This window comes from Acinetobacter sp. CE-15, from assembly GCF_051059255.1.
GTDB lineage: Bacteria > Pseudomonadota > Gammaproteobacteria > Pseudomonadales > Moraxellaceae > Acinetobacter > Acinetobacter guillouiae.
In genome coordinates, this window is sequence record NZ_CP192737.1 from 3,043,485 (window position 1) to 3,067,974 (window position 24,490).

Consider the following 24,490-nt stretch of genomic DNA (forward strand, 5'->3'; position numbering starts at 1 on the left):
AGATTATTAAATTCTCACATTTAAAAAAATCATTTCAATAAAAATAATAAATACCCTCTTAATCATCAAAAAATTTCATCGATATCTTTTCTTTCAATTTAAAAACTAAAAATTCAAAATCCATTACAGATTTTATTTTAGTTAAAAAATCCTCTATGCAATTATTTCAAATATTTTAGCAATGCTTATACTGATACCAATTAATTGCATTTTTAATTAATAAATCAGTTGCATCTATGAATAAATCCGGGTGTATTTTAATCCAATCTTCTAAAATTAGAGGAATTTCTGTACATGCAAGAAGGAACTTTTTATCATCTTTTAATGTATAATTTTTAATAATGCTGTTCATTATTTCTTTAGCTTTTGCATATTCTCCAGCTTTATACTTATAAATGCTTTCCATTATTAGATTCTGAAAAACAGAAGAAGGAATAGTGAAGTTAATTTTATTATTAACAAATTCCTTTTGATAAAGTTGAGTACTAATTGTAGCCGTAGTCGCTAAAATACAGACTTCATGAATATTACTATTTTTAATATATTGAATAGCTGATTCAACAATACTAATCATTTTTGTATGAGTAGATTCTTGCAACCGATCAAACCAAAAGTGGGCAGTATTACATGGAATGATTATACATCCAACATTGGCATTTTCTAAAATTCGCAAATATTCAACCATCTTTTCTAATGGTTTATCATTTTTATTCAAAATGGATTTTGTTCTATCAGGTATGTCTGGAATACATACAGTTATGACCGGAATATGTTCTTGATCACAGTTTGCTCTAGTATTTTTAATAATTTTATTCATGGCATCAACTGTCGCCTGTGGCCCCATTCCACCTAAAATTCCAATTGGTTTATTCATATCCATTTCCGAGCAATTACTATATGAACTTAGCATTGCAAGAAAAAAATCTATCAGTTTGCAAAAAATAGATGTAAAATCCAAAAAATGCATAAGCATTCTATTTGTATTTTTTAAATTTTAATATTAAATTATTGATTTAATTATATTAATTAAATCTAGGCATTATATAATGATGCGTAATTTGCATAGCTATATTAAAAAATGCATAAGTTTTGCATCATTTTAATGCACTCTTTGGGGAATGATGTTGATATTTAAAATACCTTTTAGTTTAATCATTATGATTAACTAAAAAATAGGCTAAACAATAATATTATTTTTGTATAAGCATATTAAATGATTATAAATCTATATGATTTTATTTTAATGATTTTGACTGTATGAATATCTTCACTTTTTTGAGTTATTGGTGTGTACAATAGACTGATATAAACATTATTATTAGATCAGAGCTACAAACTTAAAAGTACAATTATTTAAAAAACTAAAGTGCTAGGGATTTATTTCCATCTATGTAATTTCCCAATCTATAGCTTTAACAAAACTCCATAATCCTTCTGATGCGGCATTCAATCTAGAACTACTTCTATATAAATATATATCAACAGATAACACAGAGTTTTTTAGAGGAATAACCATGAGTTCATTATTTTTAAGTTCATCTTGGATACTGTAATCTGGCAACCAGCCCACACCATATCCCCCTTTAATCATATCTTTAAGTAAGATACTCATTGATGATACAAACGTAGTACTAAAAGAATGAGATTGATGTTCTTGAAGAAATTTATTTACTTTCTTTCCCATATAACTATCATCGGTATAATTCATTAAAGGAAGCGAACCATCTTCAAGGGAAAACTTAGGACACCCTAAATGATTTGGGGCCGTAACTAAATATAATTTTGCTGAGAAAAGTTTATGACATAAAAATTGAGTGTTCATAAGCTCATCATCATAAAAAGAAGCGATAAAATCACATTTCCCATTTCTTAGATGATCAACTGTCTCATTTACATTGATTGACTCAACATAAAAGATTTTTTCTTGATAATTTTTTAAATTCCCCAAAATTTTAGGAAAAATATATCCTGCTAATGAATGTGCTGAAGCTATAGTTACTCTACTTCTTATATCATTAGTACCTTTAATTTTATCGATGTTGTATTCAAAATCATCTAATAAACTTCTTACATGTAAAAGAAATAGCTTGCCCTTTTCTGTCAATTTTAGAGGAGATGTATCCCTGTCAAAAACCTCAAATCCCAAAGAGTTCTCTAAAGTCTGAATACGTCTACTTAAAGAGGATTGCGAAATATTTCTTATATCTGCAGCAACTGTAAAGTTTCGATACTTTTCTAAAACAATAAGATCATACAACCACCTTAACTCTATGTTTTGTATCATAAAAACTTACTACCCATTTATAACTAAATTTATACTTTAGCAATGAAAAGTCCACAAAAATATGACATAACTCATTTATTTTGAGCTACTGCCAAGACTGGTTCTACAAAGTTATCATCTCATGATTTAATCAAAAATGAATATAGAAAACTCTTTACTTAAGATTGTCACTAAATGGCTTAAATATCTATAATTTCCTATATTTAATTTTCCAATAGTTAATATTATTTCTGCTAATCCTTCTTTATCAAAATTATTAGATTTTATTAGATCGTAAAGAAAATTAACAAGCTCAGCAAAAATGCTTATTTTTTGACTATAACCTAATTATTTATAGCTAAGATTCTAAAAAATATACTTAAAAAAGCCATTCATTTTAAATTAAGCAATATTTATAATAGCGTATATTCTAAAAATTGGTTAATAATTATCAAAAAAAAAAAATCCCTAGCAATAGAAAACTGATATTAAAATTATTTTTTTATTTTTTAAAAATATTAATACATTAATTTTCCACATAATATATTATAATTTATAAAAGTCTGCATTAAGTATTAGTTATGACATTAGAAATTCGATGGATTGAAGACTTACTTGCTCTAGAGCAAGAAAAATCAATTTCTCAAGCAGCAGAGGTACGACATGTCACACAATCTGCATTTACACGGAGAATTCAGAACATTGAAAATGCATTTGGATTCCAAATTCTAAAAAGATATAGTAAAAATATTGATTTTACCGAAGCGGGACAAATTTTATTGGCTTCCTCAAAAAATATCCAAAACCAACTTAATGCAACAATCAACTATCTTGAAAAAAATATTAAAAATAATGAATTAAATATAAGGTTTGCTGTATCACACTCCTTAACAACCCAATTTTTCCCACGATTTATCAATGATTCATTAATAAATTTAGAAGATTTAAAATTAGAAATTATTGCATCCAACTTCAAACAAGGGCTGGGTTTACTCAAAGATGGCTCTTGTGATTTATTAATTTGCTATTGCGATCAAAAAACATTACAGCAACTTGATCTTTCTCTTTTTGTCTTTCATAAAATTGTGAAAATGGAAATACTCCCTGTTACTGCACTTGATAATGGTATTCCTAAATATTCAATTGATCAGCCTTTCCCCCTATTGGCATATAGTAAACAAGCATATTTAAGAAACTGCGTTGATGAGGTGATTGAAAAAAATCTAAATTATCGAACTCTATATGAAACAGATAATGCCAGTGATTTAAAAGAATTAGTTATACAAGGTTTGGGTATAGCATGGCTACCAAAATTATTAATTGAAAAAGAGATCTCCGAAAACAAATTAAAAATAATAGATAACAAAAACTATAATACATCTCAAGATGTCTACATTATCAGACACAAAATTATTATTTCAAATAGTATTAATCAGATATGGAGATCAATAACTGCACCAAAAAAATAAAAAATTAGCATATGGTATTTTAATTATGATCTTAAAAATCCGCATCAACATAGTGATCATTAAATTAAGTGACAAATACAACATCAAGCTTACTATTTAAAATCACTGTTGATACTCTTTTTTAGTAGGTTATTTATATGCTACATAAAACAGATTAGCAATTATCTGCTAATCGATTTACTGGGGTAGCATTTGAGTCAATCACTTCATTCTCTTGTTCAGCATGCTCATATTTATCGCCTTCTGTACGAGCAATTACAGCAGTTGCAATACTATTGCCAATGACATTAGTTGCAGTACGTCCCATATCTAGAAATTGATCGATTGCTAAAATTAATAAAATACCAGCTTCAGGCAATTTGAACATGGCTAGAGTTGAAGCGATAACGACAATAGATGCACGAGAAACACCAGCAATTCCCTTACTGGTTATCATTAACGTAACTAGAATTAAAGCCTGCTGAGTCCAGCTCAAATCAATATTATAAGCTTGTGCAATAAACAAAACAGCAAATGCCATATACATCATAGACCCATCAAGATTAAATGAATAACCTAATGGAAGCACAAAGCTGGTAATTCGTTTAGGAATCCCAAATTTGTCTAAAGCCTCCATCGTTTTTGGGTATGCTGACTCACTACTGGCTGTAGCAAATGCCAATATGGTAGGCTCGCGAACCACTCGCATCAATCTAAATACATCTTTTTTCAAGAAGATGTAGCCGAATGAAATGAGGATCATCCAAAGAATCAGTAATCCGATATAGAATTCTCCAATAAAAATACTATAATCAAGAATTAACCTAGGTCCTTGAACTGTAATGGCAGAAGCAATTGCCGCAAAAACCGCAACAGGTGCAAAAGCCATAACATAATCTGTAATGCGGAACATGACTCGACAAAGCTCATCAATAATCCGGCCAATTACAGTAGCTTCATTTTCGTGCTGAACATAGGCTAATGCGGAACCAAAGAAAATTGAAAAAACTAGAATTTGCAAAATCTCATTATTCGCCATTGCTTCAGCAAAACTGCGTGGAAAAATATGAGTAATAAAAGTTTGTAGACTTAAACCTGATGCACTAACACCAACATCGATAGCTTGCTTCGGAATAGTCAGGTTCATTCCAGCACCAGGTTGGAAAAAATTTGCTAGACTCATACCGAGTAAAAGTGAAAGTAAAGATGCCCCAATAAACCAACTCATAGCTTTTAAGGTAATTGATCCTAAAGAAGATGACTTTCCCATTGATACCAAGCCAGAAACAATTGTTGCAAATACTAAAGGCGCAATAATCATTTTAATTAATCTTAAAAAGACATCAGTGACAATCTTGAAGTATGAAGAAATTTCAGTTGCTTGTATGGTATTTAAATTACTATGGCATACCCAACCCACCAATACTCCTGATATCATTGCAATCAAAATATATTTGAGTAATTTTTTTTGATTCATAAAACAAATTCCTTCTTTAATATTATTTACATCAAAATTTTGATCTTACATACAGACTTTGATGATTATCCATTTTGGTTACATAGCGATGGCTTTACTTTTTCGTTAAAAAAATTGGCTCAACAATCCGCTGTCGCAAGTGTTGCTTTTTTTTTTATAAAACGACAATGCAAAAATTAAATCTTGTATGCAAATAATGCATATTTTTAACCACACCTTATCATTACCAAAACAGTTATTTTTTAATTCATCTATTTGTTAAAAATCGAATACAAATGATGTATTGGAGCAATCTCATTTCATTTTATTATTTTAAATCATAATATTAGATAAAATTTAAAATTATAAGCTTGAATTACAAATTTCGTCTACCTTAGTACTTACTTTAATATTTGCTCTATTAGTTTTTGATTAAACCCTGCTACCTTGATGTGCTTTAAAAGAGCTTTAATTTCTCTTGCAGTCATAACTATTCTGACATTCATTCAATAAGAGCATATTTATTGGTCAATAAGGGTCTTTAATTTAGGTACTTATTCCAATCTTCTCCACCTTTGGCTTGTAGTTCTACTACCGCTGTTTGTTCAGTTTTTTTCTTCTCTGCTTCCGCTTTTTTTTGCTGGTTTTGACTATAGGTTCTTTATGCTGCCGTAATAGTTGAAGTTGTTTATTTATGTGGGACCTATCTTGAAAAACGTAAAGCTCTGATGTCTGACTGGGCTAAGTTTTATGATGCATAAAAAGAATACTTCTGCCGTTTAAAGCAGAAGCATTATTAGACTTATTTAGTTAATGATGGACATACTATTTAGAAATATAGAACTTACACAAAATAATTTACAATCTCATAAAAAAGCCTTTTCTTACTTATTCTGTTCTTTTAACTTCACACATTCTTCCCAGTCTTCTAATGGAATGTTATATGTATCCAACTCAGCTTCGTTTAACTCACTTACGCCTTTCATAAACAATCCAGGCCAATAATCATCTTTTGGAATATATGCAAATGCAAAATCAATTTTACCCTCTTCCGTTAAAGAAATTTTAAAATGTGTCCATTTTTCTGTAAAGGTTTCTAACTCCCTTAACTCCTCTATTAAAGATATTATTTTATCTCCAATTTCACCTGGCATTTTATCAAAGTCAAATGAATCTTTTTTACCATTCTGAGTTAACCATTCAAAACCACATGAATTCGTGTCAGGATAAATATATCCTTCACAAAAAATATTTTTTGCTTCTTCTGCCATTATTTACCATAGCAGTTCACTGATTTTTTGATATATTTCCTGCTCATTCATAAACTATTTTCTATTTTAAATATTTCAGATCGTTGGAAAAGGATGATCTTTCAAATAACTTTCAACTTCATTTTCCTCTAATCCTTTAACACCGTTTTCTAACCATTTATTAAAATAGTCGATATTCCAACGATATGCTCGCCCATCCTCATCAAGTACTAGTTCATCTGTATGTCCAATTTTTTTTAGAAAACGAATGTGACTTACTGCATACGCATATTGTTCTATTTCCACTTTTGATTTAGGTATATTGTTAATCGAATTCGTTGTATAAGGTGATTCTTCACTTAAAAGATCCAACAAATCACTATACCGTTCTAATTCAATCATTTTATTTACAAATTTTTTGAGCATTTTATTTTCTCTCAATAGATACTTTTGGCATCACACTATTACAATAAGATACTTTAGTAATAGAACTTATATCCTAAATTAATTTAGTGTCATAGCGACTATCTAACACCACAAAGGGTTCAGCAACCTCCTCCCATACCTGACGTGCCATGCTCTGCCATTTAGCCATATCATTTATATAATCTCGTGGCCCCCAACCCTCTGGTTTCATATATTGAAGATGTTGCCTAATCAATTTAACGGACAGGTTAAAATCATCTTTGCTTAAATCTTCAAAAGTATAAAATTTTAGATACTCCCCTTCTTCGGGTTTTATACTTTCATGTAGCTGCGGATAATTGGGTAAAAAAACTTCATCCAGTAAATCACCAAATGCATCCCAATAATGACTATTTACAAAGTCCCCTGTTCTTTGAAAATTTGATGCTTTTTGACCCTTATCATTCATTCCAATAAATAAACTTGCGCCCATAATTATTGCCTGAAAATTATAAAATGGTTATGTCGAGATAGTATCTGGATTTTTCCAGTTTTCGCATCAACCACAATTATACTCTTTTCATAAAAATTATTTATCATTGTATTGTTGCTGCTGCCTCCGAAAAACTAGATGCTTCCTTAGCTATCATTTTCTAGCCAAGGAAATTCTGGGATACATTTAAATTCTAAATGTGCTTTTTTTAATTCTTTGATAATCTTTACAATTTCAATAGCTTTACCTTCATAAATAATTGGCTTTAAATTATCTAACAACTTTTTTGCTTCTAAAAAAATTTATATTAGAAATATTGGCAATTAATTTAATATTTGAGCTATCTGCTTTTTCTTTATTTAATAAATATATCTTATATAAATTTTCATCTAAATTAATTTGAGCGATATATGTGGTAACAATAGCCCATTGTTGGCAATTATCACAAAATAAGCCACTTAGATTACCTGAAATTAAACTTTTTAATTTACCACCACAGAATTCACAAGTTTCACTTATTATTTCCTATTAATTATTTTTATTTACTTAATACTTCTTTTAGTGAATCAGTAGTTTTCCATTTTCACTAACAGTCATTATTAAGACAAATATAGAACTGCAACTTTAGCTCCTGCTGCTTAAAGTCCTGCAGTTAAGACTTGATTACTATTCGCCACAGCTACTACTCCAAGTACCATAGCACCTATATAATAAAACTCCCAATCTCATCAGGAAGATAAATACATTTGCCAGCCAATATACCATTATCATCAAATATAAAACTATTTTCACTTTTAGATAATACATAAGCTAATTTATTCATGATTTTTATTGTTTCGGGATCTCTACTTTTTGAATGAATATCATACATATAAAAATATAAAACATCATCTTCTTTTTTATCAGGAAAGCAACTTAAAATTAACGACTTACCTAGCACCGTATCCTTTAGATCACTTAAAGTTGTTTCAATATTATAAATATCGACCCAAACTCTCGCCTTTAAAGTATCTATATATAATTGCTTCTGATCTTCATCAAAAATTAACTTAACATCTGAAATATTGTTTTGTTCTAGTTGATTTTTAATAAAATTAAACAAAAAAATAGATGAAAAATTATTTTTGCATGGAATTGAGTACGAAATCATAAATTAACCCTATTCACTTCATAAAATTAAACCTATCAATAATCAATTGCAGGATATCTGACTCTAGAAGCTCCTTAAAATATAATTTTATCACATTCTAATTTTTACGAAAAAGAAACGCCCTAGGTACAAAAGATATCTTCTGCATCTTTCAATTCTTCTAATATATCATCTCGAAGAGGTATACTTCCTTTTTGCTTACTTTTCATATTTTCATAATGAGTTAAAAACTCATCTGGCAATCTTACTCTATATTTTTTTATCTAGTGAATGATTATAGCATCCCAGACATATATTCCATCCGTCAATATGATATTTGGAACTTGATCAGCTGAATTATATGGATCTATGGTTGGACTCACAAACTCTAAGATTGTACTCCCTGATTCTAGGTATGCAACTATCTCATTTGCCAAACTTTCAGATAATTTAAATTTATTATCTTCTATACTAGGCCTACTTAGAGGTTGGTCTTGATAATACCTATCACGATACAATACTAGATTCTTCATAATTTATCTCCCTAGTTCTCTTTCTCTGGATAAAACATTTTCCATTCGGGTTTAATTTCTTCCCAATATGTAAGTTACTTTGCATATCACTGGGCATTAGAATCAAAACAAGAAATAGCTTAAATTCATCAAAGCTTGCTTGGAAGAAAACAATAGATAAAATTCCAGTTAAATACCATAAGCTTGTTCGAGGCATGGTATAAGATGAATAATCTGTTCTTTATCCTCTGGGTTATATTCAGCATATGCTAATGCTATTATTTCAAAGACTTCAACAAACATTTTAACAGGTACTGTACCATCCAATTCTTCATTAAAATAGAACTCTACAATATCTACTCTTTCCCCATCATCTGTAACATCATTCGTGAATGAATAATCTGCCACCTCTTGAATACTAGCTCCTTCCTTTCGGATAGCTAACTTAATCATATCAATAAAATTATCCTTTCCAGCACATGTACTAAAATAATCCATAAAATATGATAATAAAGGTTTTGCTTCTGGGTATTTTTGTAAAATATCATCCCAATTATTATCAAGCCAATTATTCATAGCCGTTCATACTTTTTCTAAACCTCTTAGTGTTTTAACTATAAGAAAAAAACATAACTATCTTCTTCCTCTTGTATTTCTAAGTTTTTTATTATTTTCCCATTTGATGAATAAAGAACAAAAGATCCCATATCCATATCATCTTCATCTGGAATATAAAAATCTAATTTATCTTTTTTTGCTATAGTTTCCAAATTCTTAATTATAATATCATTATCCAGTTTATCTCCATCAATTATATTTACTAATAAAGAAACATCCCCTTTACAAAATTGATAAGTACATATTACATTGAACTTATTAAAATCTTGAACTTTATTTTCTGGAGTAAATTCTTCATAATCAATAAGACAAAGATCATCTATTTCTAAATTTAAAATATCTATTAAGATACTCCTTAGATTATCTAGATCTAAATTTTGCTTAATGTAAAAATCTATCATTAAAATCTACTATTTTTTGGATTATATGGTTAATAACTTACTTTAGACTTCTTGCATTAGTCAAAAAAATGCGTATTCTGTGCCAATCCATATTTGCTCCAAATATCAATTGACTAGCTTTTATATTAATAAATCATAGAGGTCTTACTATCATGTGATGATATGTATGTGTACATCTATTTAAACTTTAAATACAAGCTGTGACATTACACAATTTACAATCATATAAATTCATTTCTATAAAATAGAATAAGTTTCATGATTTATAAAGCTTAATCTTATTTAAAATTATCTAAAAGATTACATTCGCAAGAGCCCTATTATCTTGGTATAGATAGTGTATCATCATATCGATCATCTTTTGTAACTAACGGCTCAAGTAACTCAAACCAAACTTGCTGAGCTCTAGATTTAACTAACTGGACATCAGTAATCCAAACTTTTTCTCCCCATACCGCCTCTTTTAACATAGGCATATATGCACGAATCAATTTAATTACTAAATTAAAATCATTAGAAGATAATTCTGTAAATGTATAATATTCAAATAATGAAAACTCATCTCTTGCTATTCCATCATAGAATTCAGAATAGTTTAATAAGAAAACCTCCTCTAGCAACACACCAATGGCATCCCAATATGTCGAACTCATTTCACATTCTAGTACATCAAAAAGATGATCTTTATATGTATGTCTTCCAATATAGATTGTACTCATGATTACCTTTAAACATTTTATTTATCCCTACGACAATGTAATGCAACAATCACTCTTATTTTTTCAGAACTGAAATAAGTTTGACATATTTTTCATCATTTCCTTTTAAAATTATTGGTTATTTATTTTTTAATCATAGGGTTTTAAGCTGCTAAGCGATTAAAATAAGTATTTATCTGATTATTTATTAAAATTCTATCAATTGTGAAATCTAAATTTTCAGATACAACAATATACTTCCTTAGCTCTTCAGGAAAATCTTCTATAGAACCATATATTGTTGGCATTAAATATCTAAAATAATCACCCATAATTGTTTCACCATTATACCCAATTGGATAGTCATCTCCTTCTTTATTCCCTTCAATCGCATGATATACAAAAAAACCTTTATTAGCTGAAAGATTAACTTCACTATAATTTCTATTTTCTTTTAAATCAGCTAACAAATCCTTTTCCAATAATTCTTTAGATATTTCCTTATTCCTCCATTTAGAGAAATAATCTACAACAAAGCTCCCTAATTTTTTTGGTGGATAATTAGGATATCTATCAGACTCCTCCCATATAAACTCTGATAAATAATCTAAATAATTTTCGATATTATCTATCTCTAGTAGTTTTTTTGGTAAATCACCAAATGAATTGTTAACTAAAACCGCTATTTTTCCGTTTTTATCCATTGCAAACCAAGTATATATAAACCCAAACTCAGGTTTCCAATCTACATTTAAGTTACTCATTATTTTGTTCCTTTTGGCCAAGCACTTTTCCGCTCAAACAACTCCATCATAAACCATAGCATATTGATGTTCGTTCAGTATAATTTGGGGCAGTACGTACAGCTTCAACAACTTGCTCCATATTCGTATGGTAATACCCCCATTTTTAATTCAACAGCATAAGTGAAAAAAACCGAAAGTTTCGGCTTTCGGGGTTTTTCTAAATAATGACTTATGAAAGAGACCAAATATGTTCCATGAAAAGCCTTGTTCTGTAGTATTTTATCTTGGAAACCGATATGTTACAGATATCAAGGCTTTTTTGTACCTATTTTTAGGTCGAACTCAGGTTACTATAATTTTAGTAATTTTCTTTTTTTCTATAAAACTCAACAAGAATATTAAAGTCAGAATCTTTTAAATATTTCTCATCACCAATAATAATTTCATAATTGACTGTGTAATCTTCATGCTCATCCTCTAGTAACATTTCAAAATTTGATAGAATCTCATACTGAATATTTTCCAGATCATCTTCATTTTTTTCCCTCAATAAGAAATATAATGTCAAAATGTTTTTCTCAACTGAAAAGTAAATTCTTCTAAAATTATCAGAAATCTCACCTAAACAACTACGACTTAAAAAAAATGTTATTTGATATATATTCATAATTTCACCTATTTAGGACCTTTAGGACTATAAGGAACTATACTCACTTTTTTCGTTCCTTTTATAAGAAAATAATTAGTAGAAGATTCAAACTTGTCCCCCACTTTATTAATAGTGGAATACACTCCATTTACATCATTATATTTCACAATAGGTTGCCCTTGTTTATTATATCCTACAATTGAAGTATTTCCTTTATGAAAAGCATCTAATACTTTTTGTGCATCCTGAACATTATTGAAATAACTACCATGATCATGTTGAGAGTCACCCAATGTATGCTTTCGTTGTGATTGCGCAATTGTCGTATCAATTTGTTTACTGAGACGTTCAAATATTGGATCATATTCCTGCTTACCACTAGGTTTATTACTCCAAGAATCACTATCACGATAAATATTATTTTCTTCAATTGTTTTTGAGCTACCTGTAGTTTTTACTCCTTTAGGTAAAAATGCCCCTGTAATCATACCAAAACTTCCTGCCGCATCCATTGCTGCAAAAGCCCTATCGACCATACTTAGCTGTTCATTTGTCAGTATTGATTGACCTGTAGTTGAATCATGAAGTCCTTTTACTAAATTTGCCAATGGGGCTGTTAATGCTCCTCCTTGCGCTAAGGCCCGTGAAGAGTCAAGGTCTTTAATTGAATTAATCACTTGGTAATTGAGTGGTAATAATTTTGCCTTTAAAACTCCATTTTCTTTAACAACGAGGTATTGTAACCCAGCACCAATGATTTCTCCCTCTTTGTAATTTGACCCATTGAGTATTAATATTTCAGGTGCAGTTTTCATTGCATCTTTTGCATTATTGGTTAAAACCATATTTACACATTGCGCATGACTACAACTTCTTAAAGCCTCTAAATATTCAGTATTTTTCTTACCATCATATTTTTTACCATCAGGAGTCAAAATTGCATATAAATTATTCTCCACCGCATTCTGCCCAACAACGCCAGCAAGCTGCGCATTAAATGCTGAATCTCCAACAGTTCCACCAACCACAGCTCCTATCGCTGCAGTCAGATCTCGAATTTGAGTCTTCACATCTTCTGGTAAAAGGTTCGGTTGGAACTCTCCATTGACATCTTGATATTCTTTTTTGTCTTTGTATTGATTGGTGAGATAATCCGCTGCTGCTTCACTTGCAACCGCTGCACTGCCTCCTGCTGCTGGATTACCGCCATTTACATAGGCAAGTGCTGCTCCCAATATCGCATGGGCAGCCAACTGAGCAGCTTTGTTTTTGTCCTCTCCATGACCTAACTCTTTTCCAATAATATTTGCTGCATATGGTGCAAGGGCATTGGCTGCAACTTGTAAATCTGTTTGACCGCCCAATGCACCTGTAACAGCCATAGTTACAGCATTGACTGCTCGACTTTTATCTCCCCCCATACCCCAGTCTTGGGCTGTTTCTGAAGCTTGTTTATAACTAAGCGAATTATTTTTCAGAAGTTCTTGTTTTTCAGCTTCATTGTTTGAGTTTTGATACTTATTCCAATCTTCTCCACCTTTGGCTTGTAGTTCTGCTATCGCTGTCTGTTCAGTGTTTTTCTTCTCTTGTTCCGCTTGTTTTTGCTGATTTTGACTATAGGTTCTTGTTGCTGCCACAATAGTTGAAGTCGCATCTGCTACAGTTTTTTGCTTGTCGATAATCTCTTGTAGATTTGGTAATGTGTCTACACTTCGATGTGCTGTACTGGCATCACTATGGATCCCTAACGCTGTAGTCGTTGTGGCTTGACCACCAATCGTGATATTACCTTCGCTTAAGGTTGCACGAGTGACACTACTGTCTTTGTCAGATTCATGCTGTGGTAAGCTTGGGCTAAAGGTCGTGCTATCTCGCCAATTGACGTTATTGGTATATTTATTTCCCTGATTATCTGTTTTGGTTTCTTCTCCAAAGCGTGTTCCACCAGATAAACTCACCGAAGTCGCATCATAACTGCTCTTATTGTTGATATCGCTAAACGTCAAACGATTTGCAGTCAAATCATTATTTTCTTTCTTCGCGGTAGAAACAATTGCACCACCTTTAAGATCAACTTGATCAGCTTTGACATGGTAACCACCATCACCAGCGAATAGGCCTGCTTGCTGATTCACACTATTGGATGAACCGTTTGCACTACTGTTCGATAGATTTCCAGACGCTTGCCATGCTGTACCCAATGAAGCTTGGAGACGTGCTCCTGCACCACTTTGATCTATCTTTTGTTCAACTTGGTCTTGTTGACTGATGATACTGAGCTTGCCCCCCACATCCACATCAATACGATTTGCTGTGGCTTTAGCGCCAGCCAAAGTTGTATCACCCTTACTCGTCAAACTCACTTTATTGGCTTCTAATGTTGTTTGACTATGCGTATTACGATCAAGCTGATTACTGCCTTTACCATAGCCTGCCTCAGCATAGATATACGCACCTGTTTGAGCCCCGACCGATGCACCTACACCGACACTTAAACCAGCATTACTATTTTTACCCTGTGCCTTTTCTTGGCTTTGTCCTGATTCTAAAAGAATATTTTTAGCCGAATCTAAGCTTATTGTTTCTTTCGCTTTGACTTGAGTATTCTGTAAATGAATATCACCTGCTGTACTGGTGAGATTGACGTTACCACCCGCACTGATCTGGTTTGGTTGTGAAGTCGCATAACTATTGCTTTGTTGATTTTTACTGGTACTAAAACCTATACCAGCCTCTGCTTTAGCAACTGAACCGCCTTTAATGTCACTATAACTTTGATAAGCTTGCGCACCCGCTGCCAATCCCTGTAAAGCTTGGGTACGATCATCTGCGGCATTGCCTTTAGCGGCTTTGTCTGCCGAACCCAGCAAATCTAAAATTGGTGAACTTATCCGTTTAAATACACCGACTTTTAAATCTTTCGATGAACTGTCTGAGCTTCCAGTATTGTAATCATCCAATACACTGATTTGTTTTGCAGTAATATTGATATCTTTATTGGCAACAATATCTGCAACTTGCTGATTATAGTGATTGCCTGCCTGAATATTGACATTGCCCTCTAAACTTCCGACTTGGCTACGTTGCTGTTCAATACTTTGACTATTGCTTTGGTTTTTACCCTTCATATAGCCATAAAATTGTTCAGTATCTGAAATCTGAGCACTACCAATGCCTTTATTTGAACTGCTTTGACTTTGGCTTTGACTACTCTGTGCTGATTTAATATTGACATCATTCGCAGCATTGATCTTCACATCACCTTGTGAAGCGACTGAACTGCCGTGGATATTGATGTCACCTTTTTCTGTTTGTAATGTGGTTTTTCCACCCACAGAAAGTTGTGTACCTGTAACCTTATCTACATTTCCTTGACCTTTGTCTTTATTATTATAAACACCTGCAGGCGCAGCCCAATTTCGTGTGTCAACACTAAACCCACTTTGTTTACTATTTGCAGTCTGATCTTGACGATCAGTCACATAGTTCAAGTTAATGTTATCTTTTGCATGTAACAGTGCATCACCTTCAACAGCGAGTTGTGCACCTTGGCTATTTATATTTCCGCCTGTTGCAATGATATTTAAATTACCTTTCGCTTCTGCTTGAGTCACAACGGCTTGAGTATTTGTATAGTTACTACTTTGATTGGATTTTTGATTTCCTGCAGTCAGCACAATAGGCGTTTGTGCGGCCATCAATGCTTTATCAACAGCATCCGCTCGTGACATCACCTGACCTACAGCACTATCACTAAATTGACCATTATCGGCATTTTTCTTATAGGTTGAAGCCGCTGCTGTTGCAGGTGAATAGGTTAACCCAACTGAAAAACCTGAGTTTTTACTCTGTACGTTGGTGTGTTGATTATTGCTTTCATATCCTGCATTTAGATTAACATTAGCGCCTTGTAGATTCAGGTCTTTGCCTGCACCCAAAATAGCGGCTTCCGCTGTCAAATCCTTGCCTGCTAGAATATTGGTATTTCCTTGCGTGCTTATAATTTTACTTTGCAGTAACTCAGTTGATTGATTATCCTGCTGAGCTTTTACATTTGATTTACCGTAACCAATACTGGCTACACCACCTGAGAGGCTTGCAGTAAAACCAGATTTTTTAACACGCTTTTCTGACTCATTTAGGTATTGGTTTTCAGCACCTACAATACTGACATTTTCTTTGGCCTGAATTTGTGTTAATTCATCTGAAATTATTTTACTGCCTTGTATCTTGATATTTTTGGCATCTAAAATAACTTGCTTACCATCAACAGTACTGGCTATGCCCTCATCTGACTTATCTTTTCGGTAAGTTTGGGTTGTTTTACTGCTTAAAAAGCTCTTTTTCTTCACTTCATCTGCATGTTCAACTGTACTACGAGCACGCCCTTCTTGAATATTGAGTTGTTCATCAGCACTTAAAGTCGTCCGACCTAGCACACTACTGACCTGAGAACTTGTAATATCAATATTTTTCCCAGTCAGGGTTAAGTCACCTTTTGCAACGATTTGATTACCTACATCTTGTTGCGTTGTACTAAAGTCATAATTTTTATTATTTTTATAACTATTGTTAATCCACTCTGTTTGTAATGTCGCTAAATTTACATCCCCTTGCGTTTGTAGAATGGTTGAACCATTGCTATTTAAAATTTCTGCGCCTTTCAATGTGGTATTACCAGCCACTTTGATATTTAAAGTCGTTTTTAAATTATCACTACCTTCCACTGAGCTAGTCTGGTTATTACCCACATAGATCCCTGCTTTGCGATCTATAGCGGTAAAACCATAATTACTCTGGCCTTTTTGTTTATTATTACTGGTCAATGTACTATTTACATTTAAATTTCCGCCAATATCAAAAGATGCTGCTTCTTTTGCAACAATCTGGCTGCCAATATTGTTTAAATCATTTTGCGTTTTAATCCCAACACGATTGGCTTCCATTCGTCCAGCCAATTGGTTGACATTATTTGCATTGATGATCAGTGCTTCACGGCCAGCGATCGTCGCTTGATTAAGCACATCACCGTTCATATTCAGTTGCACTTGATCAGCACTGATCAAAGTACCATCACCTTTTAAATCACCCGGCCTTGCTCGAACATAAACTTGTGGAACCAATACTTTACTGCTTGTACCATCTGCCAATGTGATGGTTTTTTCTTCTAACCACACAATATCACTGGTAAGCTGTGCAATCTGAGCAGCAGTTAAAGCAATTCCAGGACGTAAATTATAACTTTTAGCAAAGGTTAAGCCGTTGTTCATTAAAGCTTTATATTGCTCTTCATCACTACCATAACCAGATAAAAAACGATGCCCTGTCAACTGTGCAATTTGATCTTGCACCAAACGTTGCTCATAAAAACCATCACCTAGACGTTTTTGTTGATTTGCTGGATCTAAACCAAGTGCACTCAGCATATAATCGGATGATAGCCATTTTTTATATTGGCTAAATGCTGGATCAGTTTCTACCAAATACTGCGCTTGGCTATCTTTGGTTGTGCTATACAATGCATTACTTGGTAAGGTAATTGTCTTTTGTTCTACACTACGCACCTCATAGTCAGATGCTTTGTCTACCCCAGACACCTGCTTGTCTAAAGCATTTAGCTGTTGAGCTGAATCAACTTTTTGATTTTCAGTTGGTTGGACTTGCTGTTGTGAACCATTCGGATCTAGCTCACCAAGCTGCTGATTTTGTGCATTTTCTGATTGTTTAACATTGACCTGTTGTCCAGCATCCACTGCAACTTGCTTTTGTTGAGCCTGTTGTTTGGCATATTCAAGTGCTTGCGCTTTTTTGGAACCTGTTACATGCACTTGAACAGTGTCATTGGTCTTGTCTTTAATCTCTGTCGTTGGAACAGCAATAACTTTATTGCCACCATAAAGGCCACTTAACTGATATGGCTCTGTCTCGTCAGCAGGCGCATAGACCATTGAACTCTTTCGACCAGAATCATAAAACCATTTTTTTGGATTTTTAAATTGAATGAGTTTATTTGCTAAATAGGCTTTGTTATCAATATCAGTTCCTTCTACCTTTAATACTCCTGCTGCAAGTATTTGGCTCTGATCATTTACGATATGATCAGATTGAAGCAACATATTGCCCCCACTCAATATTTGCCCAGGGGTACTGGTTAATACTTCGGGAACATAGGTTTCTTTATCATATTCAAAAATATTATAGGTGCGTAAACGTCGCCCATCACTTAACACAAGCCAGTAAAAACCGCCGTCTCTCTCCAGCTCAACAAGCAAATCCGCAACATCAATCCCAGGATGTCGATTATCCTCATAACTATGTACAAATTTGGAAGACTCTAATACTTGATGTACTGAAAAATTATCATTTAAATTTTGAATTTCTTTTGCAGTGAGTCGCATATTGCCTTGAGACTCAATGGTTGCACTACGATTATTAATCAGTTGGGCTTGACCTTGTGCTTGATAATTACCATCCAGTGAGCCCCCAACATTTAATTGCCCCATACTCAATATCCAAGCATTGTCTTTTGAGTCACTATTGATCAAACCTCCTGCTTGGTTATTTAAAATATCAATCCCTAAATCAATATCTCCACGTGAAGCAATAACTGCGCCTGAGGAGGAACGAGCAGAGCACTGCTCTGCTCCGACGCAAGATCCGTTCGATTTGTTATTTAAGGTCTGTGCTTGTATAGCAATATGATCACCATAAATTTTAGCACCATCATTCCAGACTAAATTTGCTTTTAAGTGGGTTAACTCACCATTAATTAAACCTTGATTATGTAGCACATCGTTGGCGATTAAATGCGTTTCAATACTGCTAATACTCGCCCCAGTTTGATTTAAAATATTCTGAGCATTTACAGTAAGGCCTTTGCCAGCACTTAGGACAGATTGATTGATGAAATCGTGTTCGCTATTGATTTTGAGTAAACCATTGGCACTCAGTTCATCACCTTGCTGATGTGTATAACTTTGCTTTAAATTCAATTCAGCATCACCAAGGCTAATGATTTTACCTTGATTGATTAAATTGTTCGCACTGATTGCTAACCGATTTTGCGCGATGAGTTCCCCTTGAGTATTATTAATATTTAAGGTTTTTTGAGAATCGCCAATCAATAATGTCCCTAGGCTCGTCACACTGCCTTGTTGATTATCAAAGTTCTGCTGAATCAAAAGTGATGCATCTTTGCTTGCTCTAATTCCACCAGATTGGTTATTTAACTCACGTGCATTTAATTGGATATTTTGAGCATCTAAACCACCCAAAATCGTATCATCTAAATTTTGTCGATTGTCGATCACTTGCGCTTGGATTGATAAATCCTCAGCAGCAACAATATGGCTGCCTTGACCACTGTTGTTCAATTGGTCGGTATGAATTTGAATATTTTTTAATGCTTGAATTTGACCTTGGTTATTCAGCACCCCACCTGACTGTTGTTGAGCAATTGTTAGATTGCCTTGACTATTGATTTGTCCTTTTTGATTGGATAATTGCTGTGCGCTGATTTCTACATCATCTGCTGAAGCAAGAATGCCGTTATCATTTAATAATTGTTGGACATGGGTTAAATTAAGTTTTCCTTGGCTGAGTATTCCACCACGAGCACCAGAATTTTGATTCAACAAATCATGCTGATTGGTATCGATGCTTAATTCAGAATTAGATTGGATCAAACCTGAATTATTGTTAAGTAAGCCAGTTTTTAGCAAAATTTGATCTGCTAAAATTTTACCTGATTCATTATTCAATGTTTGTAATTGGCTGTCTAAATTCAATTTTTCTAGTGATGAGATTTGCCCTAAGCGATTATCAATCCCTTGAGCAACAACATTTAATCCTTTACTTGCAAATAATTCGCCTTGATGATTATTCAATGCACCTTGTACAGTTAAATCTGCGCGTCCCTGTTCTGATTGAATAATGCCTTGCTCATTATTTAAATCTGTACTGTTTATCTGTAGATCTTTTTGTGCAGCGATTGTACCTTGCTGATTTTGAATTGCTGACTGTGCCAACAGTTGTAGTTGATCTTGGCTATAAATTATTCCAGATTGATTATCTAAAGTGTTTGTTTCAATCTTGGTTTTTAAAATACTCTGTATTTTACCTTTTTGATTATTGATTTGCTGCGCTTTTAAATTCGCTTCTTGTTGCGCAAATATTTCACCTGACAGACTACTCAGCTCATTGTCTACAGATAAATTTAACGAACCTTGTTCTGCTCTGATTTTACCCAAATCATTAAGCAATGACTGTGAGGTTAAATCAATCTGTTTAGACGCAATAACCCCAGAAGTATTATTCACTTGACCAGTGGCTACAATCTTAGACTGATCTTGTGCATAAATCACACCAAGATGATTGTCTAATGTAGCGGTATTTAGGTGTAATTTTTGACCCGCTACAACTTTACCTTCAACATTATTCCAATGACCACTATTCATTGTTAAGTCTTGCGCGGCTGAAATCTCGCCTTTGATATTGCTTAATTGATTGGCAATATCGAGCTGCATTGCAGATTGCTGTGCAATTAATTTACCAGCATTATTTGATAATGAAGCTGCATTTAAATTAAATCCTTGGTTAGCCGCGATCACACCATCTTGATTGTTAATATGCGCTAAAGCATTTAATTTTAATTGACCCTCTGCATAGAGTGTACCAGCAGTATTATCCAAAGATTGAACGGTTAAATCAGCATGTTGACCTGCTTGAATTTGTCCATTTTGAGAAGATAGATCCTGTGCAGTGATCGCAACATTTTTTGCTGCCACAAGAATGCCTGAATCATTGTTTAAATTTTGCTGAGTAATAATATTTAAATGTTGTTTTTCAGAGCGTATTTGCCCTGAAGTATTATCTAATGATTGAGCATTAACTGAGATATTGTTATTGGCAGCAATTGTACCAGACTGATTTTCAATTCCCCCGTCTATATCTAAGTTTAAGCCTTGATTAGAAAAAATTGTTCCAGATGCATTGTTTAAACTTAGACTTTGAATACTGATATCTTGATTAGACAGCAGTTTTCCACGTTGATTATCCAGCGCCCCAGTGATACTGAGATCAAGATTTGACTGTTCGGATTGAACTGTACCCTCTGTATTATTTAATGATTGCGCCTTTACATATACCGCTTGTTTGGCTGCTAAGATACCTTGCTGATTATTAATGCCATGTTTTGCAATGATATTAAGCGAATCGTCTGTATATACAGTACTTTGTGTATTGTTGATATCATCAGCTTTTATCCCCAGTTGTTTATCTACAAGAAGCTTACCTGCATTGTTATTCAGTTGAGTAACATTCAGCTGAGCGCTACCAGCAGCACTAATCACACCTGAGCTATTATTCAATGTTTGTGCAACATTCACTTTTAACTGCCCATTAGCATCACTTTGAAGCAATTGTCCTTGTTGATGGCTCAGTTCAACCGCATTCAGATCAATATTTTGTGCAGATGTAAGCGCTTGGTCTAAGTTAGCAATTCCTAGATCGAGTTGTAGATGGCTGTTACTTTGGATTTTGCCTTGTTGTCCTTGTATGTTTTGTGCTGTGATTTTTAACTGTTGATCACCTGCATGTAAAATTTCACCTGCAACCGAGTTCAGTGTATTGGTCTTGATTACAGTACCTGTAGCATTACTGATAATCTGCCCTGCATTGTTATCAATTCGATTTGCGACATCTAAAATAAAATCATTTTTACCTGTGTGTTGAATTAGACCTTGGTTGTTATTCAACTGTGCTGTATTAATATTGACCTGTTTTGCACTATATTGCCCTTTTTCATTGTCAATACTTTGTGTTGCGGTTAAATCCAGTTGCTCATCTGCAATAATTTTTGCATTGCTGGTATTCAGTTGGGTTGTTGCAATGTTGATATTTTTGGCTTGGCTTTCACTTTGACTTAAGTCTGCTGTTTGAGCTGCTTTAATTTGCAACTCAGCACCTGCCAAAATTTTCCCTGCCAGCTGAACCTGTTGCGCATCAATATTCAGTGTGGCATCTGTATTGCTTAGTTTCCCATCTTGATCAAGACCTGCGACCCATACTGCATTTTTATCACTGGTGATCGTATTTGCTTGAACTGTGATTTTATTCTGTGCAGCAAGCTGACCATGCTGTTGTAACTGATTCACTGTTAAATCAGCACTATTGCCAGCATAGATTTGCCCAGTACTTTGTAACTGCTGAGCATTCAATTTAAGATTTTGCGCAGCAATCAGATTACCTGCTGAATCCTGCATCGTACCATTATCAATTTGATCAATATTGATGTTTAGATCTGCTGTTTTGGATTGAATTGTACCCTGTTGATTGTTTAAACTCTGACCTGCCAGGTGTACATTCTGTGCCGAAATCTCCCCTTTACGATTGTCTAAAGTTTGAATAGACAGCTTGGCATCCGCATTGACTGAACCGATTACGCCTTGGGTATTATTGGTGTTCGCAGAATTTAGAGTTAATGCATCCGCAGCAAGAATTTGACCTTGGCGATTATCAATCTCAGCTGAATTTAAGTTGAGTGTCTTGGCGCTTTGTAAACGGCCTTGATCGTTATTTAATTGTTGTGCGGTTAAATCAAAGCTTTGATTGGCATTAATTACACCTTTTTGATTATCCACCTGTTGTGCAGTGATATTCACCACATTCACAGTGAGTTTACCTTGTTGGTTGTCAAAGTATTGCCCATTAAATTGCAATTCAGGCAGTTGAATTTCACCACCATTGTTTTTAATACTGCCTTCAACTCTAAGATTGATTTCAGCATTGTTGACAATTGCACCTTCTACATTGGCAATATCTTGAGCAATCTGAATATTTCCTGCTTCAAAAGTTTTTGGTGTCAGGTCTGTGGGTGCAACTTCAACCGTACTTGAGTCTTGCGCTGAAGACTGTTGCTCAGGATCAGTCACACTTGGCGATGTGGTTCCACCTGGTGTTTGCCCTGTCCCACTAGGATCGACGGTTGCCTGACCAATTAAGCCCTGAGTATTGTCTAAGTTTTTTGCAGCAATGTTGAGTTGTTGCTGACCTGTTTGCTCGATTTTACCTTTGTTATTGGTTAAGTTTTGCGCAGTAAAATCAATTCGTCCTGCGTTGATCACTCCCTCATTATTATCAATCTTGCCTTGAGCATTGAGCTTAATTTCATCACGAGTCGCAATCAGCCCAGTGTTTTGAATATTGTCGGCTTGAATCTGTATTTGTTGTTGTGTACTACTGATATTACCGCTGTTTTTTACATTGCTTGCCTGAATTTGAATTTGATCTTTATTGGCAATCATATTGCCTGTATTGGTTAAGTCACCATTGGCATTTAAATACATTTGACCTGTCGTGGCATTGAGTGAGCCTGCATTACGCACCCCTAAACCTTTTTCAGTACCGACCAAATAGATTTTCCCAGCATACATCCCACCTAATTTTCCAACATCAAGAGCAAAGCTCAGTGTAGGTGAAGACGTGGTACTTGTCGTTGCAGTAATCTTTACTGAGTTCTGATCTTGAACATTGATGTCGTTTTGACCCAACACGGTTTTTAGTTCATTGGCATATAGACCCGCATTGACATTTAAAGCATGTGCATAAATATCGGTATAAGGGGTTAAGCTTCCATTTAAGCCTTTCCCTTCAATCGTGACTTGCCCTTCACGTACTCGGAATGAATCAAGATAACCTTGATGCATTACTGCTTGACCTGTGGTTAAGGTAAAACGATCTGCGTTAATCACCCCACAACCATCACAGATCAAGCCAGATGGGTTGGCAATTACCACTTGCGCTTGTTTACCCGCAACCTCCAAATAACCCTTTAATTGACTCGGATTACTGCTGTTCACTTCATTCAGGATCACCTTGGCTTCATCACCTTTGGCGAGCCATGGATTGCCTTGTACCCAGCCACCCAATTGGGTTTGGGTATTATTTCGTGCGTTATTTAGAATCGCACCTTCCTGACCCACATCAAACTGGGTATAGGTATTACGTGATACACCACCTGCACTTGGGGTTTGAATATTAACTTGGGTCAAACCATTGCTGCTGTTGAGAATGGTGGCTTGTTGTGAGTTTGGTGCTGATCGATCTGCCACAATTTGACTTTCAGCAATCGTCGCCATCGGCAAGGTGTAAATTGCTGCACCCAATAGGCTCACCACAGCAAAATTGACAGGATTGAGTTTTTTATAGGTGATTGAAGATGCACCCGTGACATCCTCTATTTCGATTTCACCAATGCTATGTGATTGCCCCGCTGTTTTTGTACGGCTTTTTACAATCTCAGCAACCGCAATAAACATGCCACGTGCTTGACTAAAAATAACGCGATAACGATTCTTATTCATAATGTTTTACCTAAATGTTTTAATATTTTTTCAAGATTGAATGTTGCATATGGACATTGG

General features: G+C 33.9%; 15 protein-coding genes. 1 reads left to right on the top strand and 14 read right to left on the bottom strand.

Annotation, left to right across the window (positions count from 1 at the left end; genetic code table 11):
- Positions 1-175: 175 nt before the first annotated feature.
- Both ACQ7EO_RS14060 and ACQ7EO_RS14065 read right to left on the bottom strand, forming a co-directional pair.
- Positions 176-874, bottom strand: coding sequence for an aspartate/glutamate racemase family protein (locus tag ACQ7EO_RS14060; RefSeq protein WP_434277739.1), 699 nt, complete (start codon positions 872-874; stop codon positions 176-178).
- A gap of 513 nt (positions 875-1,387) precedes the next feature.
- On the bottom strand, positions 1,388-2,284 hold the full coding sequence (locus ACQ7EO_RS14065) for a LysR substrate-binding domain-containing protein (protein ID WP_166783546.1): 897 nt from the start codon (positions 2,282-2,284) through the stop codon (positions 1,388-1,390).
- A gap of 560 nt (positions 2,285-2,844) precedes the next feature.
- Here ACQ7EO_RS14065 and ACQ7EO_RS14070 point away from each other — a divergent pair.
- Positions 2,845-3,732: a LysR substrate-binding domain-containing protein gene (locus ACQ7EO_RS14070; protein WP_056515367.1), complete on the top strand. Its 888-nt coding sequence runs from the start codon at positions 2,845-2,847 to the stop codon at positions 3,730-3,732.
- Between the two features lie 154 nt (positions 3,733-3,886).
- Here ACQ7EO_RS14070 and ACQ7EO_RS14075 read toward each other — a convergent pair whose 3' ends face one another.
- The 12 genes from ACQ7EO_RS14075 to ACQ7EO_RS14130 form a co-directional block, all read right to left on the bottom strand.
- Positions 3,887-5,188, bottom strand: a complete 1,302-nt coding sequence (locus tag ACQ7EO_RS14075; protein ID WP_056515364.1) for a dicarboxylate/amino acid:cation symporter — start codon at positions 5,186-5,188, stop codon at positions 3,887-3,889.
- Between the two features lie 863 nt (positions 5,189-6,051).
- Positions 6,052-6,438 (bottom strand): hypothetical protein, encoded by a 387-nt coding sequence (locus tag ACQ7EO_RS14080; protein WP_434277740.1) that lies wholly within the window; start codon positions 6,436-6,438, stop codon positions 6,052-6,054.
- Between the two features lie 75 nt (positions 6,439-6,513).
- Entirely contained in the window at positions 6,514-6,843 is a 330-nt protein-coding gene (locus ACQ7EO_RS14085) for a hypothetical protein (RefSeq protein ID WP_434277741.1), read from the bottom strand.
- Positions 6,844-6,916: 73 nt separating this feature from the next.
- Positions 6,917-7,315: a hypothetical protein gene (locus tag ACQ7EO_RS14090; RefSeq protein ID WP_434277742.1), complete on the bottom strand. Its 399-nt coding sequence runs from the start codon at positions 7,313-7,315 to the stop codon at positions 6,917-6,919.
- 146 nt (positions 7,316-7,461) lie between these two features.
- Positions 7,462-7,596, bottom strand: coding sequence for a hypothetical protein (locus ACQ7EO_RS14095; protein ID WP_434277743.1), 135 nt, complete (start codon positions 7,594-7,596; stop codon positions 7,462-7,464).
- A gap of 422 nt (positions 7,597-8,018) precedes the next feature.
- Entirely contained in the window at positions 8,019-8,465 is a 447-nt protein-coding gene (locus tag ACQ7EO_RS14100; protein WP_434277745.1) for a hypothetical protein, read from the bottom strand.
- A gap of 680 nt (positions 8,466-9,145) precedes the next feature.
- Positions 9,146-9,532, bottom strand: coding sequence for a hypothetical protein (locus ACQ7EO_RS14105; RefSeq protein ID WP_434277746.1), 387 nt, complete (start codon positions 9,530-9,532; stop codon positions 9,146-9,148).
- Between the two features lie 38 nt (positions 9,533-9,570).
- Positions 9,571-9,975 (bottom strand): hypothetical protein, encoded by a 405-nt coding sequence (locus tag ACQ7EO_RS14110; protein ID WP_239046004.1) that lies wholly within the window; start codon positions 9,973-9,975, stop codon positions 9,571-9,573.
- A gap of 320 nt (positions 9,976-10,295) precedes the next feature.
- Complete coding sequence (locus ACQ7EO_RS14115) at positions 10,296-10,694, bottom strand: hypothetical protein (RefSeq protein WP_434277748.1); 399 nt, start codon at positions 10,692-10,694, stop codon at positions 10,296-10,298.
- 143 nt (positions 10,695-10,837) lie between these two features.
- Positions 10,838-11,437, bottom strand: a complete 600-nt coding sequence (locus ACQ7EO_RS14120) for a hypothetical protein (protein WP_434277750.1) — start codon at positions 11,435-11,437, stop codon at positions 10,838-10,840.
- A 340-nt stretch (positions 11,438-11,777) separates the two neighbouring features.
- Entirely contained in the window at positions 11,778-12,086 is a 309-nt protein-coding gene (locus tag ACQ7EO_RS14125; RefSeq protein ID WP_434277752.1) for a hypothetical protein, read from the bottom strand.
- An 8-nt stretch (positions 12,087-12,094) separates the two neighbouring features.
- Positions 12,095-24,430 carry a hemagglutinin repeat-containing protein gene (locus tag ACQ7EO_RS14130; RefSeq protein WP_434277753.1) on the bottom strand — a complete coding sequence of 4,112 codons (12,336 nt, stop codon included), beginning with the start codon at positions 24,428-24,430 and terminating at the stop codon, positions 12,095-12,097.
- Positions 24,431-24,490 lie beyond the last annotated feature (60 nt).